This is a genomic window from Chromobacterium vaccinii, assembly GCF_001855275.1.
GTDB lineage: Bacteria > Pseudomonadota > Gammaproteobacteria > Burkholderiales > Chromobacteriaceae > Chromobacterium > Chromobacterium vaccinii.
In genome coordinates this window covers 839,580-865,232 of record NZ_CP017707.1, presented here as the reverse complement: position 1 = coordinate 865,232, position 25,653 = coordinate 839,580, and the positions used below count along the sequence as shown (strand labels likewise).

General features: G+C 62.9%; 24 protein-coding genes. 12 read left to right on the top strand and 12 right to left on the bottom strand.

Annotated features, from left to right (window positions below; all coding sequences use genetic code 11):
• Nucleotides 1–136 precede the first annotated feature (136 nt).
• Nucleotides 137–559 carry an Rrf2 family transcriptional regulator gene (locus BKX93_RS03855; protein ID WP_070978796.1) on the bottom strand — a complete coding sequence of 141 codons (423 nt, stop codon included), beginning with the start codon at nucleotides 557–559 and terminating at the stop codon, nucleotides 137–139.
• 192 nt (nucleotides 560–751) lie between these two features.
• On the opposite strand from BKX93_RS03855, the gene BKX93_RS03850 reads away from it, so the two are divergent.
• Nucleotides 752–1,726, top strand: coding sequence for an alpha/beta fold hydrolase (locus BKX93_RS03850; RefSeq protein WP_083340667.1), 975 nt, complete (start codon nucleotides 752–754; stop codon nucleotides 1,724–1,726).
• 366 nt (nucleotides 1,727–2,092) lie between these two features.
• Entirely contained in the window at nucleotides 2,093–3,172 is a 1,080-nt protein-coding gene (locus tag BKX93_RS03845; RefSeq protein ID WP_222103285.1) for a calcium:cation antiporter, read from the top strand.
• Nucleotides 3,173–3,693: 521 nt separating this feature from the next.
• On the opposite strand, the gene BKX93_RS03840 is transcribed toward BKX93_RS03845, so the two are convergent.
• The 8 genes from BKX93_RS03840 to BKX93_RS03805 form a co-directional block, all read right to left on the bottom strand.
• Nucleotides 3,694–5,658 carry an acetyl/propionyl/methylcrotonyl-CoA carboxylase subunit alpha gene (locus tag BKX93_RS03840; protein WP_070978792.1) on the bottom strand — a complete coding sequence of 655 codons (1,965 nt, stop codon included), beginning with the start codon at nucleotides 5,656–5,658 and terminating at the stop codon, nucleotides 3,694–3,696.
• A gap of 3 nt (nucleotides 5,659–5,661) precedes the next feature.
• Complete coding sequence (locus BKX93_RS03835) at nucleotides 5,662–7,266, bottom strand: carboxyl transferase domain-containing protein (protein WP_046166565.1); 1,605 nt, start codon at nucleotides 7,264–7,266, stop codon at nucleotides 5,662–5,664.
• Nucleotides 7,267–7,281: 15 nt separating this feature from the next.
• Nucleotides 7,282–8,487 carry an MFS transporter gene (locus BKX93_RS03830; RefSeq protein WP_070978791.1) on the bottom strand — a complete coding sequence of 402 codons (1,206 nt, stop codon included), beginning with the start codon at nucleotides 8,485–8,487 and terminating at the stop codon, nucleotides 7,282–7,284.
• A complete protein-coding gene (locus tag BKX93_RS03825; protein ID WP_070978789.1) occupies nucleotides 8,480–9,691 on the bottom strand; it encodes an 8-amino-7-oxononanoate synthase family protein in 1,212 nt (403 codons plus the stop codon). The genes BKX93_RS03830 and BKX93_RS03825 overlap by 8 nt, the downstream gene beginning before the upstream one ends.
• A 549-nt stretch (nucleotides 9,692–10,240) precedes the next feature.
• Nucleotides 10,241–11,833 (bottom strand): FAD-binding oxidoreductase, encoded by a 1,593-nt coding sequence (locus tag BKX93_RS03820; RefSeq protein WP_070978787.1) that lies wholly within the window; start codon nucleotides 11,831–11,833, stop codon nucleotides 10,241–10,243.
• A gap of 496 nt (nucleotides 11,834–12,329) precedes the next feature.
• Nucleotides 12,330–12,509: a hypothetical protein gene (locus BKX93_RS03815; protein ID WP_046157663.1), complete on the bottom strand. Its 180-nt coding sequence runs from the start codon at nucleotides 12,507–12,509 to the stop codon at nucleotides 12,330–12,332.
• Between the two features lie 410 nt (nucleotides 12,510–12,919).
• On the bottom strand, nucleotides 12,920–14,056 hold the full coding sequence (locus tag BKX93_RS03810) for an NHL repeat-containing protein (RefSeq protein WP_070978785.1): 1,137 nt from the start codon (nucleotides 14,054–14,056) through the stop codon (nucleotides 12,920–12,922).
• A 97-nt stretch (nucleotides 14,057–14,153) separates the two neighbouring features.
• Nucleotides 14,154–15,932, bottom strand: coding sequence for a methyl-accepting chemotaxis protein (locus BKX93_RS03805; RefSeq protein WP_070978783.1), 1,779 nt, complete (start codon nucleotides 15,930–15,932; stop codon nucleotides 14,154–14,156).
• Between the two features lie 463 nt (nucleotides 15,933–16,395).
• Here BKX93_RS03805 and BKX93_RS24480 point away from each other — a divergent pair, with 463 nt between their 5' ends.
• From BKX93_RS24480 to BKX93_RS03770, 8 genes are all read left to right on the top strand, one after another.
• Nucleotides 16,396–16,671, top strand: coding sequence for a hypothetical protein (locus tag BKX93_RS24480; protein ID WP_145929251.1), 276 nt, complete (start codon nucleotides 16,396–16,398; stop codon nucleotides 16,669–16,671).
• Nucleotides 16,637–17,053 (top strand): PaaI family thioesterase, encoded by a 417-nt coding sequence (locus tag BKX93_RS03800; protein WP_021476421.1) that lies wholly within the window; start codon nucleotides 16,637–16,639, stop codon nucleotides 17,051–17,053. Before BKX93_RS24480 ends, BKX93_RS03800 begins: the two co-directional genes overlap by 35 nt.
• 162 nt (nucleotides 17,054–17,215) lie before the next feature.
• Complete coding sequence (locus BKX93_RS03795) at nucleotides 17,216–17,953, top strand: Phenylacetic acid catabolic protein (protein ID WP_051238419.1); 738 nt, start codon at nucleotides 17,216–17,218, stop codon at nucleotides 17,951–17,953.
• A 31-nt stretch (nucleotides 17,954–17,984) separates the two neighbouring features.
• Nucleotides 17,985–18,788: a hypothetical protein gene (locus BKX93_RS03790; RefSeq protein WP_144408837.1), complete on the top strand. Its 804-nt coding sequence runs from the start codon at nucleotides 17,985–17,987 to the stop codon at nucleotides 18,786–18,788.
• A gap of 205 nt (nucleotides 18,789–18,993) precedes the next feature.
• Nucleotides 18,994–20,406 (top strand): cytochrome P450, encoded by a 1,413-nt coding sequence (locus tag BKX93_RS03785; RefSeq protein ID WP_070978782.1) that lies wholly within the window; start codon nucleotides 18,994–18,996, stop codon nucleotides 20,404–20,406.
• Between the two features lie 59 nt (nucleotides 20,407–20,465).
• Nucleotides 20,466–20,855: a GFA family protein gene (locus BKX93_RS03780; protein WP_046157691.1), complete on the top strand. Its 390-nt coding sequence runs from the start codon at nucleotides 20,466–20,468 to the stop codon at nucleotides 20,853–20,855.
• 118 nt (nucleotides 20,856–20,973) lie between these two features.
• Complete coding sequence (locus tag BKX93_RS03775; protein ID WP_070978780.1) at nucleotides 20,974–21,684, top strand: helix-turn-helix transcriptional regulator; 711 nt, start codon at nucleotides 20,974–20,976, stop codon at nucleotides 21,682–21,684.
• A 76-nt stretch (nucleotides 21,685–21,760) separates the two neighbouring features.
• On the top strand, nucleotides 21,761–22,105 hold the full coding sequence (locus tag BKX93_RS03770; protein WP_021476415.1) for a tRNA-binding protein: 345 nt from the start codon (nucleotides 21,761–21,763) through the stop codon (nucleotides 22,103–22,105).
• Between the two features lie 46 nt (nucleotides 22,106–22,151).
• Here the strand turns inward: BKX93_RS03770 and BKX93_RS03765 are convergent, their stop codons facing one another.
• The gene (locus tag BKX93_RS03765; protein WP_070978779.1) at nucleotides 22,152–23,012 is read right to left on the bottom strand and encodes a hypothetical protein; all 861 of its coding nucleotides are present in this window, start codon (nucleotides 23,010–23,012) and stop codon (nucleotides 22,152–22,154) included.
• Here BKX93_RS03765 and BKX93_RS25875 point away from each other — a divergent pair.
• Complete coding sequence (locus tag BKX93_RS25875; protein ID WP_260800007.1) at nucleotides 23,011–23,142, top strand: hypothetical protein; 132 nt, start codon at nucleotides 23,011–23,013, stop codon at nucleotides 23,140–23,142. The genes BKX93_RS03765 and BKX93_RS25875 overlap by 2 nt on opposite strands.
• A 239-nt stretch (nucleotides 23,143–23,381) precedes the next feature.
• Entirely contained in the window at nucleotides 23,382–24,014 is a 633-nt protein-coding gene (locus BKX93_RS03760; RefSeq protein ID WP_235429304.1) for a 4'-phosphopantetheinyl transferase family protein, read from the top strand.
• A 16-nt stretch (nucleotides 24,015–24,030) separates the two neighbouring features.
• Here the strand turns inward: BKX93_RS03760 and BKX93_RS03755 are convergent, their stop codons facing one another.
• Together BKX93_RS03755 and BKX93_RS03750 are read right to left on the bottom strand one after the other, a co-directional pair.
• Nucleotides 24,031–24,489 carry a hypothetical protein gene (locus BKX93_RS03755; protein ID WP_052717552.1) on the bottom strand — a complete coding sequence of 153 codons (459 nt, stop codon included), beginning with the start codon at nucleotides 24,487–24,489 and terminating at the stop codon, nucleotides 24,031–24,033.
• Between the two features lie 20 nt (nucleotides 24,490–24,509).
• On the bottom strand, nucleotides 24,510–25,577 hold the full coding sequence (locus BKX93_RS03750) for an extracellular catalytic domain type 2 short-chain-length polyhydroxyalkanoate depolymerase (protein ID WP_046157655.1): 1,068 nt from the start codon (nucleotides 25,575–25,577) through the stop codon (nucleotides 24,510–24,512).
• Between the last annotated feature and the right edge of the window lie 76 nt (nucleotides 25,578–25,653).

Below are 25,653 nucleotides of genomic sequence, written 5' to 3'. Positions count from 1 at the left end.
GGTAGGGCCGCTAGTCTACGCGCAGTTCCCCATGAGCCGCTGTTAATGGGCGTCATATTTGTCCCCGTCAACCGCGCCCAAGCCATCAAAACCTGTTTGGTCCGCGCCTTGCTGGTGATAGAGGCCTCCATGCTGCTCAGCCTGCCGATGCTTTCGCGCGCAGGGCCAAATCGGAAAGACGTATCTGCGCGAGATGCTGAAGCAATGCCTCTTCAGCCGAGCTCAAGGCGGCGTCGAGCACCTGGTTGACCGTGGTTTCTACTGGGCAGGCCGGATTGTCATTAGCCGCGCTGATCGCAAACGCGCTCTTGTGCGTGATAGCCACGTAGATGTCCCGCACCGTCAGATCTGCCAGTTCGCGGCAAAGAGTCCAGCCACCCTTGGGGCCAGGAATCGACGCGACATAGCCGGCTTCGCGCAGGGCGGCCATGGTGCGCCGAACGAGCGAGGGCTGGGTGTGCAGCATTTGCGCGATGGTTTCGGAAGTGGTGGCGCCGCCGCGCAGATGCATATGGATGAGCACGTGCAGGAGCCGGGCTAGCCGAGTATCTCTTTGCATAATTCTTTAGACCCGCTAACAAAACCCCTGATCCTGCGTTGCGCCTCCTTGTCGTACCCTCTGTACTGCCTGTGTCGGCGCGCCTTGGCTCAGGGACTCTGCGAGGTTTTGTTAGCGGTTCTTAGTGGTGGAAATTCGTTACATTTGATGTTACGGTTTGGCGTGGCTTTAGGCAACTATCGGAGCGCGATTATGTCTGCATTCAATCAGTCCATTCTTGAAATCAACGGCATTCGCCTGAGCGTCGCCGCGCAGGGCGCCGGGCCGCTGGTATTGCTGCTGCATGGATTTCCCGAGACGTCGCACGCGTGGCGGCACCAGTTGGCTCCCCTGTCAGGCGCCGGGTTTCATGCGCTCGCGCCGGATCTGCGCGGCTACGGTGCCAGCGAGAGCCCAGAGAACCCGCAGCAGTACTCAAGCCTGGACATCGTTGGCGATCTGGTGGGGATCTTGGACGCGCTAGCGGAGGCGGAGGCGGTGGTGGTCGGGAACGATTGGGGGGCCACTATCGCATGGCAGGCCGCGCAGCTGCGGCCAGACCGCTTTCGCGCCGTGGTCGCCCTCGGCGTGCCGATGATGGGTCGGGCGCCGATGGCCCCAAGCCGGCTGTTTCCGTTAAGCGGGCAGGCGTGGTTTTACACGCATTATTTTTCCCAGGCAGGGCTGGCGGAGAATGAATTCGAGCGCGAAGTTGCCGCCACGCTGCGGAAAATCTATTTTTGGGCCTCGGGCGAGGCCGGCCCGCGTGATGGCCGGACGCCGAATCCTTTCGGAATGGTTGCGCGTGAGGCGGGGCTGCTGGATGCCTTGCCCGACCCCGGAGCGCTGCCCAATTGGCTGGATGGCGCGGACTTCGATGCGTTTGTGAGCGCATTCACGGCGTCGGGTTTTCGCGGCGGCTTGAACTATTACCGCAATCTGGATCGCAATTGGGATCTGCAAGCGGCATTCAACGGCATGCTTGTCCAGGTTCCCGCTCTGTATCTGGTCGGAGAGCACGACCCAGGGCTGGCGATGCCGGGCATGCGCGACATCATCGACGCCATGCCGAAGCTCGTGCCCGATCTTCGGGGCTCCCAAATCATTCCTGGAGCGGGCCACTGGTTGCAGCAAGAAGCCTCCGATCAGGTTAACGCGGTTTTGATCGAGTTCTTGCGCAGGCTGTAGGGTGCGTCGCCGCCCTTCCAAGGCGGTGCGACGCACCGTTTGTTTCCATACCTCTCAAATATTGATCTGGCGAGATGTGCCGGCGGTGCGTCGCCCTTGCGGGGGCGCGCACTCTGCCATTGGCCGGGTGGATGAGCTTGTGAGTGGGTGAGGCGTGATAGATGCCGGATCGACGCGCCGTTTGTTTACAAAGCCTGAACCCATGGGCCGTGTCGTGGTCTATTTACTTAATGCTGCTATGCTGTGGCTAAAGCAGCCTCCATGCTGGTTTCTCGATTGCTCTCCCAGAACGGTTGCCTATCTCGCCCTGGCTAGGTCTTTGCCGGGCGAGTCATGCGGCCGTTCGCCAACAATAAGGAAAATCCATTGATTCATAGCACGATTCCGCGCTGGACCATTGTCACCCCTGTTTTGGCCTGGGCCGCCATCGCCGCGTCTTCGGCGGCCGGCGGGCACGCTTTCTATCTGACGCTGCTGGCGGTGTTGCTGGCGGGAACAGTGTTTGCCGCCGTGCACCACGCCGAAGTGGTGGCGCATAAGGTGGGCGAGCCTTTCGGCACGCTGATCCTGGCGCTGGCGGTGACGGTGATCGAGGTGGCGCTGATCATTTCCTTCATGCTGGGCGGGGGCGAGGAGAAGCTGGCGCTGGCTCGGGACACCATTTTTTCCGCCATCATGATCACCTGCAACGGCATTCTGGGCATTTGCCTGCTGCTGGGCGGCTTGCGCCATCGCGAGCAGAACTTCCAGCTTAGCGGCGCCAAGGCGGCCTTGACCGTGCTGGCGGCGATTTCGGTATTGGCGCTGGTGCTGCCCAACTATGGCACCAGCCAGCCAGGGCCCTTGCTGTCGTCCTCGCAGCTCGCGTTCACCGGGGTGGTATCGCTGGTGCTGTACGGCGCTTTCGTGTTTGTGCAGACCATCCGCCACCGCGATTATTTCCTGGTGGAAGGCAGCCATGACGAGGATGAGCACGCGCCGCCGCCGTCCAACAAGGTGGCCATGCTGGCCGTGGCGATGCTGCTGATTTGCCTGGTGGCGGTGGTGACCCTGGCCAAGCTGCTGTCGCCGTCGATTGAGAGCTTCGTGGTGGATGCCGGCGCGCCGGCCGCGGTGGTGGGCATCATCATCGCAGCCCTGGTGCTGTTGCCGGAAGGACTGGCCGCCGCCAACGCGGCGCGGGCGGACCGGGTGCAGACCAGCCTGAATCTGGCTTTGGGTTCGGCGCTGGCATCCATAGGCCTGACCATTCCCACGGTGGCGATGATTTTTGTGTTCATGGGCGAGCCGCTGATCCTGGGGCTGGAAATCAAGGAAACCATCTTCCTGATGCTGACGCTGGTGGCGTGCTCCTTGTCGTTGTCGGTCGGACGCACCACGATTTTGCAGGGCATCGTGCATCTGGTGATCTTCGCCTCTTTCGTATTCTTCGCGATCAGCCCCTGAGCGCATCTCGGGGGTAAAGCAAAAGCCGCCGGCATCCGCGCTGGCGGCTTTTCTGTTTTGGGCTGCTGCAATGCTAGCCATGGCTGGCCACGTAGGGTGCATAACCTTGCAGGGGCGACGCGCCGTTGGTTTTCCATTCTCTTGAACGTGGGTTCGGCGTGATGAGTCGGCGATGCGCCGCCCTTTTGCGGGTGGCGCACCCTACAGGCGATCGCTTGGTTCTTTCGGTTCGCCAAGCCATTGCGTCAAGGGCGGCGCAATCTCTTCGACGCCGGGGGATTCTCTAGCCAGGGCGCTTGCGCGCTTGATCGAAAGATACCGGGTGGGCGGTCCGATCAAGCTTAGGGACACGGTGCCGCGGCGGCGGAAGGCCTGGGAGAGGACCATCTGGGAGGGCGGGACGCCAGTACCGCCCCCGTCCGGCTCTCGTTTAGAACCCCGCTGATTGGCCGTGGGGCGCATCGACAAGGCCCGCCCCGCCTTTCCGCGGAGCGGGCTGTCGCCTTGCCGGATCAGACGGCCTACTCGGCCTCGTCCGGGCCTAGGCTGACCAGCACCGCGTCGGCATTGACGATGTCGCCGACCTGGCAGTGCAGCTCGGCCACGATGCCGGCGCAGGGGGCGTACAGGCGGTTTTCCATCTTCATCGCCTCCACGATGGCCACCACCTGCTGGGCTTTCACCCGGCTGCCCGCCGCCAGCGGCAAGGCCACCACGGTGCCGGGCATGGGCGTGCGCACCTGCAGCCCGCCGCCGGCTTCCTGCTCGGCCTGTTCCGCCTGTTCCGCGCGCAGGGCCACGCGCTGGCCGCCGACGCTCAGCTCGACATCGTCGCCGCGCAGCAGCGCGTACCAGCGCCAGCCGTCCACCTCGCCCTGCCAGCGCTCGCCGGCGCCGGCCAGGCTGACGGCATGGCGCCGCCCGTCCACCCGCACCAGGGTCTGCTCGCCGTCGTGCTCGAGCAGCCAGGCCTGCCAGCGCTCGGCCCCGCTACGGTAGGCCACCCGGCCCAGCGGCGCGTCCGGGTCCAGCGCGGCGCGGTCGTAGGCGCCGACGCCGCCCTGCCAGGGCGAGGCGGATTCGGCGCAGGCCTGCGCCTGGCGGATGGCGGCGGCGCAGGCTACCGCGGCCGTGAGGCGGTTGGCCTCCGGCGCCGCCGCCAGCTCGTCCACCAGATGGGTGTGCAGCTGGCCGGCCTGTACCCGAGGCTCGCGCAGCAGCAGCTGCAGGAAGCCCAGATTGCTGGTCAGGCCCAAGAGCTCGGTGTCGCGCAAACCGGTCTGCAATTGCGCTAGCGCCGCGGCGCGGCCGGGGCCGTGGGCGATCAGCTTGGCCAGCATCGGGTCGTAGAAGGCCGGCACCGCGCCGCCGTGCTCGAAGGCGGCGTCTACGCGCAGCTGCGCCGGCCAGCGCGCGTGCAGCGCGGCGCCGGGCATGGGCGCGAATTCGCGCAGCGGGTCTTCGGCGTACACGCGGCATTCGATGGCGTGGCCGTCGGCGCGGATGTCGGCCTGGGCCAGCGGCAGGCCCTCGCCGGCGGCGATGCGCAGCTGCCATTCCACCAGGTCCAGCCCGGTGATGGCCTCGGTCACCGGGTGTTCCACTTGCAGCCGGGTGTTCACCTCCAGGAAGTAGAAGCAGCCATCCGGCGCCAGGATGAACTCGAAGGTGCCGGCGTTGCGGTAGCCTATCGCCTGGGCGCCGCGGACGGCGGCCGACAGCAGCGCCTCGCGGGTGTCGGCCGGCAGGCCGCAGGCGGGCGCCTCCTCCACGATTTTTTGGTGGCGGCGCTGCAGCGAGCATTCCCGCTCAAACAGGTGCACGGCCGCGCCGCGGCCGTCGCCGAAGATCTGCACCTCCAGGTGGCGCGGCTGGGAGACGTAGCGCTCCACCAGCAGCCGGCCGTCGCCAAAGCTGGAACGGCCGATGCGCACGGCGGCGTCCACCGCCTCGCGCAGCCCAGCCTCGCCCCACACCACCTGCATGCCCTTGCCGCCGCCGCCGGCGGACGGCTTCAGTATCACCGGATAGCCGATCTCGGCGCAGGTCTCCTGGATCAGGCCGTAGGATTCGGTGGCCTCCGGCGAGCCAGGCAGCACCGGCACGCCGGCGGCCTCCATCAACTGGCGCGCGCGCGCCTTGTCGCCCATCTGGACGATGGTGTCCGCGTCCGGGCCGATGAAGACCAGGCCGGCCTCGGCCACCGCGCGGGCGAAGCCGGCGTTTTCCGACAGGAAACCGTAGCCGGGGTGGATGGCCTCGCAGCCGCTGCGCAGCGCGGCGTCTATGATGGCCTGGCCGTTCAGATAGCTGGCGCTGGCCTGGGCCTCGCCTATCCATTCGCGCGCGACGGCGCCCTGCAGATGGTCGGCTCCGGCGTCGGCGCTGGAGTGGACGGCGACAAACTCTATGCCCAGCCGTTGGCAGCTGCGGGCGATGCGGCGGGCGATCTCGCCGCGGTTGGCGATCAAAATTCGTTTGAACATGGGCTACATCCTGAAGACGCCAAAGCGGGTTTCGCGGGCGGGTGTGGCGGCAGCCAGCGCCAGGCTGAGCGCCAGCCACTCCCGGGTTTGGGCGGGGTCGACGATGGCGTCCACCCACAGCCGGGAGGCGACGTACAGCGCCTGGCCCTGCCGTTCGTAGGCCTCGCGTATCGGCCGCTTGAAGGCCTCTTCCTCTTCCGCCGTCCAGCTCTTGCCCTGCTTTTCCAACTGCTCGGCGCGGATCAGCGCCAGCACGGTGGCGGCCTGCTCGCCGCCAACCACGGTGGTCTTGGCATTGGGCCACATCGCCATCAGCTGCGGGCCGATGGAGCGGCCGCACATCGCCAGATTGCCGGCGCCGTAGCTGCCGCCTATGAGGATGCTGAACTTGGGCACGCGGGCGCAGGAGGCGGCGTTGACCATCTTGGCGCCGTGCTTGGCGATGCCGCCGGCCTCGTACTCCGCGCCCACCATGAAGCCGTTGATATTGTGCAGGAATAGCAGCGGGATGCCGCGTTGGGAGCAGATTTCGATGAAGTTGGCCGCTTTTTGCGCGCTTTCCGAAAACAGCACCCCGTCGTTGATCAGCACGCCCACCGGGTAGCCGCCGATATGGCCGGTGCCGCACAGGATGCTGGTGCCGAAGCGGGCGCGGTACTCGGCAAAGGCCGAATCGTCCAGCAGCCGGGCCAGGATTTCACGCGCCGGGATGTGCTCGCGCGGATTGGCGCTGATGATGCCGGGTAGCTCGGCGGGATCGTGGCGCGGCGGCAGCGGTGCCTGCGGCGGCGCGTATTGCTTGCCGACGCCGCGGCGGGCGACGATATCGCGCAGCAGCTGGATGGCGTGCTCGTCGCTGACCGCGTAATGGTCGGCCACGCCGCTGTCGCGGGTGTGGACGTCGGCGCCTCCCAGCGTCTCGGCGTCGACGATGACGCCGGTGGCCGCGCGCACCAGTTGCGGGCCGCCGAGGAAGATGGAGCCGTTGCCGCGCACGATGATGGTTTCGTCGCTCATCGCCGGGATGTAGGCGCCGCCGGCGGTGCAAGAGCCGAGCACCGCCGAGATTTGCGGCAGCCCCAGCGCCGACATTTCGGCGATATTGCGGAAGATGCGGCCGAAATGGTGCTCGTCCGGAAAGATCTCCTCCTGCAGCGGCAGGTAGACGCCGCCGGAATCCACCAGGTACAGGCAGGGCAGGCCCAGCTCGCGGGCGATGTCCTGGGTGCGCAGATGCTTGCGCAGCGTCAGCGGATAGTAGGTGCCGCCCTTGACCGAGGCGTCGTTGGCGAACACCGCCACCGCGTGGCCGGAGACGATGCCGATGCCGGTGACGATGCCGGCGCAGGGCACCGCGTGGTCGTAGACCTGGTGGCCGGCCAGCTGGCCTATCTCCAGAAACGGTGTGCCGGGGTCCAGCAACAGCGACAGCCGCTCGCGCGGGGACAGCTTGCCCTTGGCCGCCTGCTTGGCGCGGGCCTCGGCGCCGCCGCCCTGCAAAGCGGCGTCGCGGGCGGCGGCGATCTGCCCGCGCAGCAGGCCATAGGCCGCCATATTGCGCTCATAGGCCTCGCCGCTGGCAGGGAGGCGCGATTCGATTCGAGACATATCCGATTCCTTGCGTCAGGCCGCGCGCAGGCGCGCCTGGAACAGAACTTGCAGAAGAGTGATCAGGCCGAGCGCGGCCACCGCCAGCGTCCAGGCGCCATTGTGGTGCAGCAGCACCGAGGCGGTGGCGGCGATGCCGGCCAGGCCTTGCTGCAGGAAGCCGCACAGCGCCATCGCGTGGGCGCCGTGGTCCTTGGCGTCGCTGACTGCGGTGGCCATGCTGTTGGGGAACAGCACCGCCTGGCCGAAGATGGTCAGGCAATACAGGCCGATGAACAGCAACAGGCCCGGCCTGGCCTCCAGCACGCCCAGGTGCCAGCACAGCAGCATGGCGACGGTGGCCGCGGCCATCAGCAGCGCGCCGGTCCGCATCAGCTTCTTGCCGCCCAGCTTGGCGACGGTGCGGTTGACCACCATCGCGCCGCTGAAATAGGCCAGGCCTATCAGCAGGCCCACATTGCCGAAGCTAGCCACCGCCAGGCCGAAGTGCTCCTGGAACACGAAGGGGCTGACTTCCTGCAGCGTGACCGTGGTGGCGAAGCCCAGGCCGCCGGCGCAGGCCGGCAGCACAAAGCCGGGCCGGCGCAGGATCTGCCAGTAAGGGCTGCCGCCGCGGCGCGCGGCCGCCGGCCGGCCGCCCTGCAGCGGCAGGCTCATGCTCAGCAGCGCGGCCAGGGCGCCGGTGGCAGCCATCAGCACGAAGCCCACCTGCCAGTGGCTGTACTCGCCTATCAGCCCGCCGATGAACTGGCCGCCGCCCAGCGCCGTGATGAAGGCGATGGACAGCACCGACAGACGGCGCGCCAGCTCGTCGCCGCTCCAGTTGTCGCGGACGATGATGCGGGCGATGATGGCCGCACCGCCGGCGGCGATGCCCTGCAGCACCCGCAGCGCCAGCAGCTCGGCGGCGCTGCCTACGGCGGCCAGCAGCGCGCTGCACAGCACGAACAGCGCCAGCGAGGCCAGCAGCGGGCCGCGGCGGCCCCAGCGGTCGGCGGCCGATCCCCAGAACAGCACTGGCAGCGCGGCGCCGACGACGAAGCCGGAGATGGACATCTCCACCAGGCTCTGGCTCATCGCCAGCTCGCGCATCACCGCCGGCAGCGACGGCAGGTAGACGGTGGTGGCCATCTGCGCCATGAACACGATCAGGCAGCACAACACCATCACCCGCGCGGCCTCCCGCGGGGCGGCGGCGGTCTGAGCGGACGCCTTACTCATGGCTGGCTCGCAGCTGCTGCAGGCAAGCGCCGAAGCGCTCGATCTCCGCCGCAGTCATATTGGCGCGGATCATGATGCGCAGGCCGGCGCGGCCCTTGGCGATCACCGGGAAGAAGATGGGCGAGGTGTAATAGCCGTCTTCCAGCAGGCTCTTGGCATACAGGACGGTGCGCTCTTCCGAGCCGATGGAAACGAAGCGGATCGGTAGCGGATCGCCGCTGTTTTCCGATTCCACATGCTGGTCGAACAGGCGGATATTGTCCTGCAGCTTCTGTTGCAGCGCCGGCAGCTCGGCGGACTTGTGAACCGCCACCGACTCGATGATGGCGCCCAGACCGGCGGTATTGATGCGCTGCGACCAGGTAACCGGGCCGCCGAAGCGAGTGGCCAGCTTGCGGCGCTCGGCGTCGCCGCGCGGACCCAGGAAGATGGCGCCGCCGGAGGCGCCGAAACCCTTGTTCAGCGAGGTGACGATCAGGGTGCGGTCGTTGATCGCGCCCATCTCCTCCAGCACCAGGCCACGGCCCAGATGGCCCAGCGTGGATAGGCCGTGCGCCTCGTCGAAGAACAGGAACAGGCCGTACTTGTCCTGCAGCGCCAGCAGCTCCTTCACCGGCGCCATGCCACCGGTGCTGTAGACGCCGTCGGCAACATAGGCAACGCGGGCATGCGTCTTGCACAGGTCTTCCAGCGTGTTCAGATCGTTGTGCCGTATGGTTTGGATCTCGGTCTCGTCGGCGCAGATCGGCTTCATCATGTTCAGGCAGAAGTGGGCGTTCTTGTCGAACACCATCAACGGCGCCACGTCCCCGGTCAGCGCGCCGGAAGCCAGCAACGGCAGCGTGGCGGCGGCCGCGGCGGCGCAGGACGGCACCGTCAGCGTCTCGGCGTCCACCAGGCTGGCCAGCGCCTCTTCCGCCTGCTGCAGAATGTCGAACTGCACCCGGATGCGCGAGATGGAGGTGTTGAGAGAGCCGGTGTTAATCACCGCGTCCGCCGCTGCGCGCAGAATCGCTGGATGCGAATCCAACCCCAGATAGGAGTAGGACGACATATTGGTGAACTGTCTGCCGCTGGCCACTGCCTCGTGACGGCCGTTGCCCAGGTTGCGGGTGGCGATATTGGCCATGCCGGCAGCAGTAGTGACATCCCAGAAGCTGTTGCTTAGCTGGATGGCTTTTTTGATATTGGTGTATTGATGCATCGTGTATAGCCCCGTCTTAGTCTTATGTTGATTGAAACAATTTGATCTTCCCGTGCCGCCGCGCTACGCCGCGGCTGCGAAAAGACCCTGCCGCGCGAGTTGGCTTCTGACAGCTCACAGACTGTCCGTATACATATAATAAATATTGTTTCGTGAATTGAAATTACAAATGCATAGTATCAGCATGCATGACATAGTTAAAGCGAACGTATGATTTTGGCATTTCTTGATGGTTGTGATGGCAATCGGCACGAACGGCCATGGGGGGCTGCGAGCTCCGGTCCGCTCTGGACAAATAGTTGGACAAGAGATCATCAACAGCAAAGGCTGCTACTTAGCTTGAGGAAGAGCTGGGGGAGGATCATTCAGGAAGATGGGACGCTCGTGCCGTCTTCGTGCCACTTTTGTCTAGAACCCCGTGTGGCTCATCTGGATGAAGATGGGGCCTGCGAATGGTGGGGCGAGGGGCGTGTTGAAGGATAGGCCGCGTCGTTGGGGGCGGCGCGGCGTTAAATTGCATTGATTTTCTGGGGGCGCTGATTGCGCAGCCTACTTGATGGGAATGGATTGCGCGTGGTGGAAGTAGTTTTGCGGATCCCATTTTCGTTTCACCTGAACCAGGTTGCGCGGCGCGTTGCGGTAGTTTTCCTTGAAATACAGCTGCATGGCGTGATCGATCTTCCCGTTTTCATGGGTGCCCAAGTCGCAATCCGGGTAGTTGTAGTAGCAGCCGTCCACCACGCCGTTCTTGTCTTGCTCCGGATTGGGCGTGCCGCCATATTCGGCGTACACCGATTGATAAAAGCCGCTAATCCAGTCCAGATGCGCCTGGGCCTGCTCCTGGTAACGGGACTGTCGGCTTTGCCCCGGCGCGGAGGCGTTGTTCCAATAGGTTTGGTATTGCAGTTTCAGGATAGCGCTGCGTTGCGGCACCGGGGTGGCGCTGCTGCTGCGCTCGTTGACCGCGCCGCCGTAGCTATCCACTTGCAGCAGGCTTTGCGCCAAGGTGCCATCCTCCAGCCCTTCCGGTTTCTCATGCAGCCAGCGGAAAATCTCATCCTTTTGGTTTTGTGGAAAGCCTTTATTCATATAGGCGGACTTGTATTTGCCAAACTGGTTGGGGCCGGAGCCATTGACTGTTTGCAGCGCTTCCAGATAGGTTAAATGCTGCGCGCTGAGACTGGCGTGCAGCGTGTTCATCCAGCCGGGATGGCCACTCATGGGCCGGCGCAGGACGGTTGCGGGGGCAATGGCGGCAAAGCGTTGCTGCAGGCTCTGGATGCGGGCCTCGGCCTGTTGGCAATGCTGGTGAAAGCTGGCGCCGACGGGCGAGGCAATTTGCACAAGCAGGCCGATTTGCCCGTTATCGACATGGTTCAGTTTCAGCAAGCTGAAATTGCTGTTGGGCATCTGCATGACGAAGTCGGTGTATTCGTCCAGCAATTGGCTGAAGGCTTGTGTGTTGATTTGATCCCAATCCCAGGCAAGCGTGAACTGCGTGGCATGATCTGGCGCATCCGGCAGCGCGGCAAAATAATAGCGAACGATCACGCCGAAATTGCCGCAGCCGGCGCCGCGCAAGGCCCAGAACAAGTCGCGTTCCTCCTGGCTGCCGCTTTGCTCGGACACATGGCGCAATTTCGCCTGAGCCCGCGCCTCGTCCCAAGTCACGATGTCTACAGCGCTTAGATGGTCGACGGTCAAGCCATGCAAGCGGGACAGCAGGCCGTAGCCGCCGCCTGTGATATGCCCGCCCGCGCCCACCGAATAGCAGGAGCCGGCAGGCAGAGTTTTGCCATAGCCATTGAGCAGGGCGCGGTACACGCCCCAGTTTTCGCAGCCGGCATCGACAAAATACGCGTGGCGTTCCGCATCGAAGCCCACTTGGTTCAGGGCGGACATGTCGATGATGGCGCGGGTGCTGTCGTTGTAGACAAAGTTTTCGTAGCAGTGGCGGCCGGAGGCGATTTTCACGTCGCGGCCATATGCGCTTAATGCCGCGCCGACAGACTCCTCTGCCTGCTCATGGCGCGTCGGCACGTAAACGGCTTGCAGCTGAGGCGCAAACCAGCGCCTGTCAAAGCCTTGCTTGTCGCTCAAGATCAGCGGCTGACGGCCGCCACGCGTTGGTGCTTGCGTCATTTCGCCGCTCCTTTGCGCTGCCGGATTTCCTGCGGATCATTGTGGATGCCGCGCTTGGCGATTGATGCCAAGCGGCAATCAATCCGTCCCTCGTGCAGGAGGCACTCTTATTTATATTGCTAGGTTATTAAAATACAAATAAGTATGCGTTTGCACTTAGGCTTGCCCCTGGCAGCCCTCCGCATTGCCGCAAGCGCTGAAATACGCTTGATGCGATTTTGCGGCTGGGGTGGAAGTTTGCTGAGGCGGCAGGATACCGCGCTCCGCTTGGCTCGCGATATCGAACTGGTGAATGCGGCTTGCCATTTGCGCTTGGCGACATGGACCGGCCTGCGGGCGGCGTGGCAGGACACGTCATCTCAGCGAGGAGGCGCGCCGCTTGTTTTTTGCTATGAGGGCATGCCTTTTGCGAAGCATGCGGAGCTTCGCGCCATAAGGGAGGGCCGCGTGGCGGAAGTTGGCGGCAGGGAGGCTGGAATTGCCTCGCGGCGCGCGATCAGACGGAGGTGATCAGCGCGTCAGCTTGATAGCTTGCGGTTTCAATGCCCGAGGCCGAGCTGAAGGTTACCTGGAAGCGGCGGCCAATTTGCCTGATGGACAAGACTTTGAACGAGACGATCAGATTGTCGATTTGCTGGGTGATCAGGTCACCCTGTTTCAGTTCCTGAATTTTCATGGTTTATTTTCCAACACCCATGCTTTTGGCATGAGTTGAGATTGTTAAAGCGCGTCCCTTTGGCAAGGACGGCTTGCGATATTTTCATGAGTTCTGCCCGGGTGTCATGGAGGCTGCGAGACAACGGATTCCAATCAGTCGCCGCCGGTTCAATATGTTTGGCTTGGCGGCTTGCAATGGACTGCTGGCTAGGCTTGTGACAACTACCTTCGCGTGCCAACAACTGATGATTTGGAGGAGGCTTGGCTAGAGAAGAGGAGCGTGACGGCTCGTTTGAGCTGGACAACATGAAGCGATTTCGGTCGATTCTCCTGTTAATTTTTTGATTTGTCAATATTTTTCGAATAATCAGGATGCCTCATCACGTGATGAGGCATCCCGTCTGGCAGGCGAGGCAGATGCGCAGGTTCTTAGCGCTCCAGCTCCGGTCCGTGGTAACGGACGGTTTGGCCTGGGATGCCGCAGCCCCATAGCGAATAGGCGTCCGCCATTTCATTGATGCCCTCGCCGTACGGAGAGAAGGCAGGAGTCAAGTGCGCGAGGCAGCAGGCGCCCAGCTCGGTGGCGTAAAGGCTGCGCCCGGTGCAGAGCACGCGATGGGTCATGCTCTGTTGCGTAGGAAAGGCGATGGTTTGCTGGGGGCCGATCTGGCTGTAGTCTTCGTTCAGCACGACCTGCACCACGCCGTTGAGAGCGGCGTCGTCGGCCATCGATGAGGCCAGCAGATAGATCGTATTTGACTTGGATGGGTCGGGCGAGAACCCCAGATGGATGAAAGAGGCTCCCTTGGCTGGGCCGGCGGTGAGTTGAAACCAATCGATCTCGCCATTGGCCAGGATACGGCCGAAACTGCCGTTTCCGCCTGAGGCGTTGCCCAGAAGGGCGAGCCACAGGTTGCCGTCCGGCCCTGGCACCATGCCGACCGGGGTATTGCCGATCTCCCCGGGGATGCCGATTTCGCTGGGCGCTTGCGCAGGGTTGGCGGGGATGCGAAACAGCGCGCTGGATTGATCCAGGGTGGCATAGACATCCCCGCTGGCGGGGTGCACTTGTACGAAGATTGGCCGGGGCGGGCAGGGGATGATCCGTGGATGGTCGGGGTCATGGGTGTCCACCCGCGCCACGTGGTGGCTGTCCTTGCAGGAGGCCCACAGGATGTCGCTGTCCTCCGCGACGACGTGGGGGCCGCGGGCGGGTTCCGGCAACTGGATTCTTTGCAGTGTTCTGGGGGCGGCCGCCAAGTCGTGCGCGACCGGGTCGATCAGCAGCAGCTCCGATTGAAACTGCAGCGTGACCCACAGGCAGCCGGGATGGCGTTTCGACACCGTCAGCCCATGCAGGCCGGAGAATGGATTATCGATGACGTGGACGACGGATTCGATGGGCCGCCCTGTGCCGGGATCCACCCGCATTTTCACCAAACCGCCGGATGGCTGCTGCGAGATGAGGATAAGGTCCGGCGCGATGGATACGACTTCGTGCGTTTGACTGGATGCGGGGAGAGGGTACTCGATGACGCGTTTGAAGCTTGGCTTGGCGGCAGACATGGATGTTTCCTCAATCATATGAAGGGGAGCTGGCATTCCGGCGAATGGGACGCGTCGCAGCAATGAGGCGACGCGCCTCCATGCGTGGCGGACGCGGTCATGATTTGGCGTTCGTCTTCAGGTTGTTCAGCGAGGCCTCAAGCGTTTTTATCCTGCCGATGGATTCGTCCACCAGATCGGCGATTTCCTTTGACGACTTGGTCGATTCGATGGACAGCTTCCTTACCTCGTCCGCCACCACCGCGAAGCCTCTGCCCATTTCTCCGGCTCGGGCGGCCTCTATGGCGGCGTTCAGCGCCAGCAGGTTGGTCTGTGCGGCAATGTCGTTGATGGTGCCGATAATCGACGATATCTTTTCGCTGGAGGAAATGACCTGGCGCATTTCCTGATCGGTCACTCTTTCCGCTTCCATCTTGGCGGTGACGTCGACTCCATAGGTCACGATATTTTTGACGACCCCATGCTGGGAGGTGAGAGGGCAGATGGTGACGTTCATCAGCACCATCGATCCGTCTTTCTTCCTCATCTTGAACTCTTCGGTCAGCATTTCGCCTTTGAGCGCGCGGCTGAAATTCTCCGACCCTATGATTTCCGACAGCGGGCGGGCGTGCTGCTGGAGCTCTTCATTGCTCTTCAACTCCAGATGGGAAACCATGTATTCATTGCCTTGCAGCACCTTGCCTTCGGTGTTCCATTCGCAGATGGCGTTGGACATGCCTATCGCGGCGAATTTTTTGCTGTATTCCTCTTCCCGCTCCTTGGTTTCGGTGATGTCGGCCTGGATGGAGATGTAGTTCGCCAGGCTGCCGGTTTCGTCGAACACCGGGTTGATGGCCAGCGAAACCCAATAGGGCTTGCCCGCCTTGGTGTAGTTGAGGATTTCTCCGTGGAAGGGGTGGTGCTCCCGCAGGCAGGCTCCGATTTTCCGGACGGTGTCCGGATTGGTGTCTGCGCCCTGCAGAATGTGCCCCGGCTTCTTGCCGATGATCTCATTGGCCGCGTAGCCGCTCATTTTCGAGAAGCCGTCGTTGGCGAAGATGATCAAGCCATTTTTGTCAGCCACAAGCGCCGAGTTATCGGTCTGGTTGATGATCAGCGACATCAGTTTGCTCGAGTTTCTGGCCTTCACCGCCTCGGTGATGTCGGTGGCGTATTTTACGATTTTTATGATCTTGCCGTCAGGGTCGAAGATCGGATTGTAGGTGGCTTGAATCCAGATCCTCCGGCCATTCTTCGCCACGCGGCAGAATTCTCCTTCGTGAAACGCGCCTTTTCTCAGGCTGTCCCAGAAACGCTGGTATGCCTCGCTTTGGCTTTCTTCTGGCAGAACGAATAGCTTGTGGTGCTTTCCCACGATTTCCTGCTCGTCATAATTCAGCGCCTGGCAAAAATTCTGATTGGCGCGCGAGACTACCCCATCGGTGGTGAACTCGATCACCGCTTGCGAGCGGTTGATGGCTTCAATCTGGCCAGTCCGGTCGGCGGCGATCATGACGTCGCTGGTGATGTCGGTTGCGAACTTGATGACGCTGGCGACGCGGCGACCTTTTCGGATCGGGATGTAGGAGGCCTGTATCCAGACATCTTTCCCATTTTTGGCAATGCGCCTGAATTGGGCTGTTTGATGCTTCCCTTGTTGCAGCTCTGTCCAGAACTGTTGGTAGGAAGCGCTGCTTTTTTCGCTTTCCGGCAAAAACATGCCGTGATGTCTGCCGACAACTTCATTCAGCGAATATCCCATCAGGTCCAGGAAAATGGGATTGGCGTCGATGACGGTGCCGTCGGGCTTGAATTGTATGACGGCCTGCGCGGCGCCGATCGCCTTGACGATATCCTGATAGCTTCCCGTGCTCGAAAAGTGTTTGGTGATCTCCATTTTCGCTTTTCCTGTTTTTATCTCCGATGAGCGAAGTCGATATTGTTGGTTGGCCGGATTGTTTCCCTTGCGGTGTAATTTTGTAACGAATCATTTATGATCTAATGTTGTTTTTCAATTTAATGCATTTAATTCCAACTCTTTGCAGTGCGGACCCGAGCATGCTTGCCTTTTGCCTATTCGGATAGATGGAAATGCATGCGTTGATTACCATTCTTTCTAGACCAGAAGCTTATTATCCGCATGGCATTTCAATGGGTGATTGGATTGGGTCGAGGCTGGGCGCTGCCTGTTTGGGGTTGTCAATCGGCATGGGCGGGGCGAGAAGACAAGGCTTGGCTTCAGGGCGAGGGGTTTGGGGCCATATTTGAGAAAATCTGCGCATCGGAATTTCGCCGGCTTGACGACTCTTCCATTCTCCGCGGCCGGATTTTGGGTTGACGGTTATGGAGGAGAGGTGGGTATGTGGTATTTACTGTCAAGTAAATCTCCCTATTTTAAGCGGGTGCTTTGGAAGTTATATTCACTTTTCCCGGCAAAAGGTACAGTTGAAAATGGTACCGACATGAAATGTCTCCGCCTGTCAAAAATGATTGTAGTTAATGTGGCCAGTTCTCTGAAAAAGCGCTTGTTGAATGGTTTTGATAAGCATAATCTATTCGCCAAAAGGATGAATCAGAACAACGAATGCGGAGGAGAGTTGAATGGAAAAAGCGCCGCTATTGCTGGAAACGGTTGAGCAGGCTGTTAGGATTTTGCAAGAGTCTCCGTTTGTCGCGATCTGGAATTATCAAGTATTAAGCGTGCAAGCCGGGAAAGTGGATTTGGCGCTGCCGGCACAGCCTCAGTTTTATCGTCCTGGGGGCATTATCCAGGGAGGCTGTCTGATGACCTTGGCGGACACGGCGTTTTGGCTGGCGGCCATGACAGAGTTGGGCATTGATGCTCCCATCGTCACTCTGGAAATGAAAACCAATTTTCTGCGGGCGGCTCAGGCTGACGTTTATTGCCGCGCCGAAGTGATGAAAAGCGGCAGGCGCGTTACCTACGGCACAGCCACCATCACAGATGGAGCGGGTCAAACGCTGTCGCATCACACCTTGACCTATCTCTCCGCCTGAACCCATTGCGGGGCACAACTTCATCGGTCGGACCTGGCCCGCTTCATTGACCATCTCCGCTCGCAGGCCGACTTGCGCCTGTTTTCGGCGACGCGCCGCGCTCCGGTAAGTAATTCCGCTGCGGCGGATCATCGTCGCCATTCACTCTGGAGAAAGGAAAACATGATGGAAAGCAAGATCAATCCGCATGAAGTGAGCCTGGAGGGAATTGGCTCGATGCCGGACGAATACCGCGACACCTTGATTCATCAGTTGCTGGCTAACGGAGAAGGCGAGCTGAGCGCGGGCGATACCTATATCGATTCCTTCTACCCCTTGGCCCCGGATGCGGACGAACGCTATATCTGCGCGCAGTTCGCCGCGGAAGAGGTGGATCACTTCCGGCGATTTTCCCGCTTGCTGGCTGAGCTGGAGGTCGATACCTCCCACATGCTGAGCCAGAAGAAAGAGGAGCGACGGTATTTCGCGGCGGAAAGCATGACCATGGAGTTTCGCAGCTGGGAGGAGCGGGCGGCTTTCAGTTTTCTGTGCGAGCTGGAGGGGCATTACCAGATCAAGGAGATGGTGGGCAGCAGCTATCTGCCATTGCGCGCGGAAGCCCAGGCGGTGCTGAAGGAAGAGGCCCGGCATTTCAGCCATGGCGCGCTGCTGATGAGGAGAGCGGCGAAAGACAAGGATGCGCGGGCGCGGGCGCAGGAGGCGTTGGACCGCTTGTATCCAATGGCGATGGACATGTTTGGCCGCTCAGACTCGCGCCGCAGCGAAACGGCGGTGAGATGGGGGCTGCGGCAGTACACCAACGGCCAATTGCGCGATCTCTATCGCGACGACGTCCTAGGCCATATCCAACGTCTGGGTTACGAGGTTCCCGACGAGATGGCCTGCCGCAAGTATTTCTGACGCAGTCCGTGTATGTCGACAGGAGAGCATCATGAAAGATATGGCAATGGCAGTGGAAGCGCTAGCCCGGAAAGTGATGAACCACCGGGTGTTTGATCATCCCATGTACCGTCACTGGGCCTGTGCGCCGCTGCCGGCGGCTCAATCGGCGGCCTTGTTCCATCAGGTGCAGAATTTTTGCGCCTCGACCCGGCTGGGAATGGCCTTTCCGCAGGGCTTAAGGAGCATGGGTTTGCCGAAGCAGGCGGAGTTGATGTCCGAAATCGAGATTTCGGAGAGCGGCCATGGTCCCGACCTGGCGAGAATGGCGGGCCACATCGTCAATCTGGCCGGCAAGGAGCGGGTGTTCGATGATCTGGACGACCAGGCGGAAGTGGAGGCCGGGCTGAAACGCTACTCCGACCAGCTTCTGGGCGACTTGCCCGGCTATGATCGAGCCAGCGGCCTGACTCGCCAGGCGCGCGAGGCTATCGCCGTGTTTCAGCAGAGAAGCCGGTCGGACCCCGAGTCCACCATCCGCAATCTGGGCATCGCCTTCGCGCTGGAATTGATTTCCAACCGCTCGCTGATTCCGGGCGAGAAACGGGCGCTGGTTGACTCCGGCCACTACGGCGTAAGTCTGAAAGACCCGGAAATGTACTATCTGCTTGACCACTGGGGGGAGTGCGGCGCGGAGCAGCAACATGAGCTGAATGTGCGGCAAGCCATTGCGGGCGTGCTCAATGCCGAAACCGAACCGCTGGTCCTATCCGGCATCGACGCTTTCCTCGATGCGCTGGCGGCATTGTGGGACGTGATCGACAGCCAGTTGTTGCCGACGGAGGCGGCGGTCTGAAACAGGAAGCCGCCGCAGCGCTATTTTTGTTTTTTGTTCCTGGCCGGTCCGACGGTTTTATCGCTTTGTCGCCGTTGCCTTGAAAAGCGCGCCGGCTTGCGGCAGAAAACGGGATTCATTCATTACTTTATAGGCGATATGAATAATACTTATGGTTTTTGTTTCCATTCGCCACATTTTAATGGATGGATGGTATGATTTTTGAATGAAAACGCCACCGCAATCCTCCTGTCCATTCCATGCCGGCGGCCATCCGCCGGCATCGCCCAAACCGTCCTCCGGCAGTTGGCCGCCGGGCCCGGAAGCCGGCCTGACCGGTTGGGGGCTGCTGACCCAGCTGTCGCGCGATTTGATGGGCACGCTGGCCGGCTGGCAGCGCGAGTTCGGCGATCTGGTGCATGTGCGCACCTGGCCGGAACACCAGGTCATCGTTTCCGATCCGCATCTGGCGCGCGAGCTGCTGGTCAATCAGGCCGACTCGCTGCGCCGCTGGGAGCGGGCGCTCAGCGTGTACGGCCGGGTGCACGGTCATAGCGTGTTGATCGCCGAAGGAGAGGCCTGGCGCGAGAAGCGGCAGGCGCTGCAGCCGGACTTCACGCGCAAATCGGTGCAGGCGTTCTCGCCGTCCATCGAGGCGGCCGCCCGGCGGGCGTTCGAGCAATGGCCGGATCGGCGCGACGCCTGGCCGATAGAGAGCGAGCTGACATCGGTGACGATGGAAGTGATTCTGCGGATGATGTTCTCCAGCGGCGTTGGAAGCGAGGCGCGGGAGGCGGAGGAAGCCGTCCATACCTTGATGGTGGCCTCCACCGAAGAGTTGTGGAGGCCGGCCAGCCTGCCGGACTGGGTGCCGTGGCAGCGCAAGCGCCGCCGCGCGCGGCTGCTGATGAACGGTTTGATCGAGCGGCACTTGCAGGCCAGGCTGCGCCTGCCGGCGGACGCATGGCCGGAGGATCTTTTGTCCCGCCTGTTGCGGCTCCATCTGCAGCAACCGAAAAGTTGGCCATTGCAGGCGGTGAGGGACGAGTGCAAGACGGCCTTCCTGGCCGGCCACGAGACGGTGGCGGCCTCGCTGTCCTGGTGGGCCTGGTGCATGGCGTCCCATCCGGATATCCAGGAAAAGGCGCGGGCCGAGGCGTTGGCGGCATGGCCCGGCGAGGAAAGCGCGGACGCGGACTTGTCCGCGCTGCAATACGTAAGCCAGACCCTGCTGGAAACAATGCGCCTGCACCCGGCGGTGCCGCTGCTGATGAGCCGGCGAGCAGTCAAGCCGGTGACGCTGGGAGACTGGACCTTCCCGGCAAAGACGGTATTCATGGTGCCGATGCAGTTGATGCAGCATGACGAGCGCTGGTTCCCCGAGCCGCTCAGCTATCGTCCGGAACGTTTCGACCCCGATGCGGCCAGGCCGCAGCAGGGCGCCTATCTGCCTTTCGGCGGCGGGCCGCGCGTGTGCCTGGGGCAGCATCTGGCAGTGGCGGAGATGACGCTGGTGGCCGCGCAGCTGCTGCGCAGATATCGCTTGTCGGCTCCGGCCGGGATGGCGCCGCCGCGAGCCGTGTTCCATGTTTCGCAACGCCCGAGCGCGCCCTTGGCGCTGGACATCGCGCGCATCTGACCCGCGCCGGCGGCATGTTTGGCGGTTGGCGCGACAGAACTTTCGAGGAGGCGACGCTGATGCTCGAAGGAGGCTGCCTGTGCGGCGCCGTGCGGTATGCGGTCCGCGATGAGTTCCGCTACGCGCTCAATTGCCATTGCGGCCAATGCCGGCGGGCCACCGGGGCGGCATTCAAGCCCTTTGCCGGCATCGAGCGGCAAAAGCTCAAACTGATCCGGGGGCAGGGCTGCCTGCTGATTTATGGGGACGAGCGCGCGCATGACGCGCGCTGCGGGCAATGCGGATCGCTGCTGTATTCGGTAGTGCGCGGCGGAGAGTTCGTCCATGTGGCGTTGGGCACTTTGATCGACGTCCCGGCCATCCGCCCTTCCGCGCATATTTTCGTCGGCTCCAAGGCCGAGTGGCACGACATCACCGACAATCTGCCGCAGCACGACGAGTTTCCCTGAGGCCCGGATCGCCCGCGCTGTTCGCGGCGGGAGCCGGGCCGGCTTGGATGGGGCGGTCCGTTCGGCTATCCTTTTCGGCATTGATTCGACCGCCGACCTTTTTACGATGTCTCATTCCATGTTTTCCGCTCGCATCGAATTGCTGCATTACGGCAGCGACAGCGTCCGCCATGCCCATGACGGCCATCACCAGTGGGTGCTTGGCCTGTCGGGGGCATTGGAGCTGGAGATGGAAGGGCGGCCCTATCTGAACGGCGCGGGTTCCGCGGTGCGCATCCCGGCCGGCGTTTCCCATTGCTATGCCGGCGCGCCGGGCAACCGGCAACTGGTGCTGAACGTGCCCATTCAGGAAAGCGGCGCGGACGCGGCGGCATGCCAATTGACCTTGCCGCCCGCGGCGCGGGAGCTGGCGGACTGGGCGGCGCGGCATCCGCAGCCGGAAGCGCGGCAGCCTATGTTGTCCGGCATGCTGTTGGACCTGCTGTTTCCTGATGCCCCGGCGGTTTTCCAGCTGTCGCCGCGGCTGGGCCGTTTTCTGGCTTCGCGGCTGGGGCGGCCGTTGACTGTGGCGGACATGGCGGCCGCCTGCCATTTGTCGCCCAGCCAGTTCCACGCGCGGTTGAAAGCGGAAACCGGGCTGACGCCGATGGTCTACCTATGCCGGATGCGGATGGAGCGGGCGCGGCGTTTGCTGCTCGGCGGCCGCGCCAGCGTGCTGGAGGTGGCGCTGCAGGTGGGCTACCAGTCGGCTTCCGCTTTCAGTGCCGCGTACCGGCAGCGGTTTGGCGCCAATCCCAGCGAAGAGCGGGGCAGAGTCCGGCGCGCTTAAGCCGTAGTCCGGCGCGCGTTGCGTTCGCGCGATTCGGCCATACTGCGGCCATGTCTGATCACATGGAAAACGCGAAATGTCCGATTCAAGCAGCCTCAGCTGGGAAGATTTCCTCAAGGTGGAATTTCGGGCGGGAACCATCGTCCACGCCGAGCCCAACGCGCAGGCTCGCAAGCCCGCCTATGTGCTGAAGGTGGATCTGGGCGAGCTGGGGGTGAAAACATCCAGCGCCCAGATCACCGACCATTACCTTGCCGCCGAGCTGATCGGCAAGCGCGTGCTGTGCGTATGTAATTTTCCGCCCAAGCGCGTGGCCGGCGTGCGCTCGGAGGTGCTGGTGACCGGGGTGCACGACGAGGCGGGCAGGGTGATGCTGGCCGAGTTTCCGCTTGCGGCTCCGAACGGTGGCCGGCTGATGTGACGCGATTGGCAGCGCCCGCCCCGCGGAACGGGGCGGGCGGCATGGTTTAGCTCAAACGCTTGATGATGTTGCTATTGCCGTTGGCGCGCACCACCACCCAGCCGGCCGGGATCGGCGAGCCCAGCATCACCTGCAGTTCGGCGCCGATGGCCGCGCCCTTGGTGTAGTAGATGTCGTTGCTGTTGCCGTTGGCGCGGGTGACCACCCAGTCGGCGGGAATGGGCGAGCCCAGCATCACCGTGATCTGGCGGCCGTATGACGAGCCGGCGACATTGTGGATGGTGTTGAAGCTGCCCATGGCGCGGGTGATCACCCAGCCATCGGGCACCGGCGAGCCGACGGCCACTTGCAGCTCCGCTTCCCTCGGCGCGTTGTTGGCGTTGTAGATGTCGTTGGAGTTGCCGTTGGGGCGGACGATGACCCATCCCGGGGGAATCGGCGAGCCCAGCATCGCGGTGAAGCGCGCGCCGTAGCTGGCGCCGGTGACATAGGTCAGCTGATTGCTTTGGCCTTCCGCTCGGGTGACGATCCAGCCGTCCGGTATCGGCGAGCCCACCATCGCGCTGAGCTGGGTGCCGTAGCTGGCGCCGACGGTGTAGAAGATCACATTGCTGTTGCCGTTGGCGCGGCGGACGATCCAGCCGGCGGGGATGGGGGAGCCCAGCATCACGGTGAATTCCTGCCCGTATCTCGCGCCCTGGGCATCGGTGATCTCGTTCATGGTGCCGGTGGAACGGGTGATCACCCAGCCGGTCGGCACGGGCGAGCCGACCATGATCCATTGGGTCTGGCCAAAGGAAAGCGGCGAGACTCGTGATTGCGGCGCGGCGCTTTGCGTCGGCGCTGCGGATGCGGCGCCGGCAGCGGCCAGCGCGGCGGCGAGAATCAGCAATTGGCGGTGGTTCATGTTTGCTCCTGACAAGATGGTTGCGGTGGATAGAGCCAAGGCTGCATTTTGCCGCCATGATATGACATTTGATTTTTGGCGGGTGGTTTTTGCGGGTGGAATTGATCTGGAGCAGGCGAGTTTGGCCTGAAGCGTTGTTTGCCTGACGGCTTGCCGCGCGAGGCCTGGGCGGCGTGGGATCGGCCGGGCTTGCGAGGTTTTCCCGCCGCGGGCGCTTGCGCCGCCATGCTTGCTGGTTTACCTTGCAGCTTTTCGCCGGGCAGTCCGGCTTCCCTTTCTTATCCCATGTCGATCGCCATAGCTGAATTAGCCGAATTTTTGCCGGATGTCGCTTCCTATCCATTGGAGGAGTGCGACGGCGTGGCCGTGATGCGTTGCCGTTTTCGTATTTCAGCCTACGATGACGCCTGGTTCGCCGCGCTGGGCGTGGCGCGTCCGGATACGCTGGAGCGGGCGGTGCCCAAAAGAAAGGCGGAGTATCTGGCGGCGCGTTATCTCTGCAAGCTGTTGCTGGAGGCGCGGGGCCTGCCGCCCGGCGTCGGCAGCGGCCGGCATCGGCAGCCGTTGTGGCCGGCGGGCTGGACAGGCGCCATCACCCACAGCGACGAAACCGCGATGGTGGCGCTGGCGCCGGCCGATGACGGGCTGATGCTGGGCATGGATCTGGAGCGCTGGATGTCGGACAAGACCGCCGGCAATGTGCGGACCGGCATTCTGGTGGAGGGCGAGGACGAAGTTCTGGCGGGATCGTGGCCGTTTCCGCGTGCGCTGACGCTGGCTTTTTCCGCCAAGGAAAGCCTGTTCAAGGCGCTGTACCCAACAGTGGGCGAGTATTTCGATTTCGACGCGGCGGAAATGGTCCGGGTGGATTGGGACCGGGGGCGTTTCTCCATTCGCCTGCGCAAGACGCTGGCGCCCGGCCTGGAGGCCGGGCGGGCGTTCGATGGCGGCTTTTATCTGCAAGACGGGCAGGTGCTGACGCTGATCCGGGCGTCGTCCTGAGCCGCGGCCTGGCCGCTCAGCTGTTTTCCCGCTCGGGATCGCCGCGCTGCAGTTGCGCCCAGTAGCCGTAGTTCACTTCCAGATTCTCCTGCAGGTCCGACAGATTGACGGCGTAGTTGCCGACGATTTGCACCGCCTGCATCGCCAGATTGCATTCCTGTTCCAGCAGCTTGGATAGGGTGTTGGCGTTGCGCAGCTTCTCGGCCTCTCCCAGCCAGCCTAGCCAGTGTTCTGCCCAGGCGTTTTGCTGCTGCTGCAGTTTTTGCAGCGCGGACTGCTGCAGCTGGAACAGGCTGAACCAGGTTTGCGGCTGCGCGGCGTTGGGCAGCAGGGCGAGCGTGGAGCCGGCGTTGTTGAGGCCGCGGGCCAGCCAGTTGCTGAACAGGGTGTCGACTTTGGCCGGCGCCGCCGCGTTCCGGGCGGTGGCGTCCAGCGCGGCGGACAATTGACGGACGTTGTCGTCGGTATTGGACATGGCGGTTCCTTTCTGCGCGCTCAGCCGCCCAGGCGGTCGAGCATGGCGTGGATGGCGCGGATTTGCACCGCGTTGCGCGAGTAGTAGTCCGGATTGGCCGGATCGTCGCTGGAATAGCCCCACCAGTCCCAGCAGCCGTCCGGATTCTGCGCCTGGTTGTCGTCGCTGCCGCTGGCCTGGGGATAGAGGACGATGATGTTGTTGCTGTCGGCCAGATAGTTGTAGCCGGTGGTGGTGACGTAGCGGTTGCCGTAGGGCGGCTGGCTGGAAATGTCGGCGCGGCCATAGCTGAAGTCGACGTAGCTGTAGCCCTGCTTGCAGCCGTGCAGCGCGATGTGCACGCGGGCGGGCGCGCCATCTGCGACTGCTTGCGGCACGTAGGCGTAGCCGAACTTGCCCATGCTGGCGTAGGCCTGCTGGCCGTCGAGGAATTCTGACTGGTCGAAGCGCAGCAGGCGGCCGCTGAGCCTCTCCGCGGGCGGCTTCAGGTCCGGATAGATGTGGTTGAGGATGCGGTGGGACTGCATGAAGCCGCCATTGTTGAGATACGGCGGCTGGTTGAGCTCCAGCGGCGAGTCCTCGGGGTTGTCGGTGATCAGCGAGTGGCCGGCCGGCAGGTCGTCGTGGTAGGCCAGGTTGGCGTCGGACAGGCCCAGCAGCCGGTACAGTTCGCGGGTCTGGGCGACCACCGGGGAATGCACCACATTGTCCTGGGTGCCGGTGAAGATGTAGACGCGGTTGTTGCGCAGATTGGACAGCGCGTCTATTTTTCCGGCCTGTTCGGCCTCCTGGGCCAGTTGCAGCGAGCGGCGGGCGTTCGGCGCCAGTTCAGGCAGCAGCGGCGCCATGCACAGCTGCAGCGCGTTCAGCTCGTAGGCGTCCTCCGCCAGCGGGGCCGCGCCGCGAAAGGTTTCCACGCCGCGGTACGGGCCGCCGGCCACCACGCCGGCGCCGGCGAAGCTGGCGGAGTGGGCCAGATGCAGCTGCACCGTCATGAACGCGCCCGAGGACAGGCCGGAGACTGAACTCTTGCCTTTCTCCACTTCGTATTTTCCCAGCCGCACCACTTCCGGGAATATGTTGGGCATCGCAAACCTCCTGTCTGTTCAAGCGTTGGGAAACGGAACCTGCGCGAGGCATTGTCAGCGCATTTATTGACATTTG

Excerpts from the sequence above, each read along its gene's own strand:
- BKX93_RS03855 (WP_070978796.1), bottom strand. The coding sequence starts at position 559 with ATGCAAAGAGATACTCGGCTAGCCCGGCTCCTGCACGTGCTCATCCAT.
- BKX93_RS03850 (WP_083340667.1), top strand. The coding sequence starts at position 752 with ATGTCTGCATTCAATCAGTCCATTCTTGAAATCAACGGCATTCGCCTG.
- BKX93_RS03840 (WP_070978792.1), bottom strand. The coding sequence starts at position 5,658 with ATGTTCAAACGAATTTTGATCGCCAACCGCGGCGAGATCGCCCGCCGC.
- BKX93_RS03835 (WP_046166565.1), bottom strand. The coding sequence starts at position 7,266 with ATGTCTCGAATCGAATCGCGCCTCCCTGCCAGCGGCGAGGCCTATGAG.
- BKX93_RS03830 (WP_070978791.1), bottom strand. The coding sequence starts at position 8,487 with ATGAGTAAGGCGTCCGCTCAGACCGCCGCCGCCCCGCGGGAGGCCGCG.
- BKX93_RS03825 (WP_070978789.1), bottom strand. The coding sequence starts at position 9,691 with ATGCATCAATACACCAATATCAAAAAAGCCATCCAGCTAAGCAACAGC.
- BKX93_RS03820 (WP_070978787.1), bottom strand. The coding sequence starts at position 11,833 with ATGACGCAAGCACCAACGCGTGGCGGCCGTCAGCCGCTGATCTTGAGC.
- BKX93_RS03815 (WP_046157663.1), bottom strand. The coding sequence starts at position 12,509 with ATGAAAATTCAGGAACTGAAACAGGGTGACCTGATCACCCAGCAAATC.
- BKX93_RS03810 (WP_070978785.1), bottom strand. The coding sequence starts at position 14,056 with ATGTCTGCCGCCAAGCCAAGCTTCAAACGCGTCATCGAGTACCCTCTC.
- BKX93_RS03805 (WP_070978783.1), bottom strand. The coding sequence starts at position 15,932 with ATGGAGATCACCAAACACTTTTCGAGCACGGGAAGCTATCAGGATATC.
- BKX93_RS24480 (WP_145929251.1), top strand. The coding sequence starts at position 16,396 with ATGTGGTATTTACTGTCAAGTAAATCTCCCTATTTTAAGCGGGTGCTT.
- BKX93_RS03800 (WP_021476421.1), top strand. The coding sequence starts at position 16,637 with ATGGAAAAAGCGCCGCTATTGCTGGAAACGGTTGAGCAGGCTGTTAGG.
- BKX93_RS03795 (WP_051238419.1), top strand. The coding sequence starts at position 17,216 with ATGATGGAAAGCAAGATCAATCCGCATGAAGTGAGCCTGGAGGGAATT.
- BKX93_RS03790 (WP_144408837.1), top strand. The coding sequence starts at position 17,985 with ATGAAAGATATGGCAATGGCAGTGGAAGCGCTAGCCCGGAAAGTGATG.
- BKX93_RS03785 (WP_070978782.1), top strand. The coding sequence starts at position 18,994 with ATGAAAACGCCACCGCAATCCTCCTGTCCATTCCATGCCGGCGGCCAT.
- BKX93_RS03780 (WP_046157691.1), top strand. The coding sequence starts at position 20,466 with ATGCTCGAAGGAGGCTGCCTGTGCGGCGCCGTGCGGTATGCGGTCCGC.
- BKX93_RS03775 (WP_070978780.1), top strand. The coding sequence starts at position 20,974 with ATGTTTTCCGCTCGCATCGAATTGCTGCATTACGGCAGCGACAGCGTC.
- BKX93_RS03770 (WP_021476415.1), top strand. The coding sequence starts at position 21,761 with ATGTCCGATTCAAGCAGCCTCAGCTGGGAAGATTTCCTCAAGGTGGAA.
- BKX93_RS25875 (WP_260800007.1), top strand. The coding sequence starts at position 23,011 with ATGTTTGCTCCTGACAAGATGGTTGCGGTGGATAGAGCCAAGGCTGCA.
- BKX93_RS03765 (WP_070978779.1), bottom strand. The coding sequence starts at position 23,012 with ATGAACCACCGCCAATTGCTGATTCTCGCCGCCGCGCTGGCCGCTGCC.
- BKX93_RS03760 (WP_235429304.1), top strand. The coding sequence starts at position 23,382 with ATGCGTTGCCGTTTTCGTATTTCAGCCTACGATGACGCCTGGTTCGCC.
- BKX93_RS03755 (WP_052717552.1), bottom strand. The coding sequence starts at position 24,489 with ATGTCCAATACCGACGACAACGTCCGTCAATTGTCCGCCGCGCTGGAC.
- BKX93_RS03750 (WP_046157655.1), bottom strand. The coding sequence starts at position 25,577 with ATGCCCAACATATTCCCGGAAGTGGTGCGGCTGGGAAAATACGAAGTG.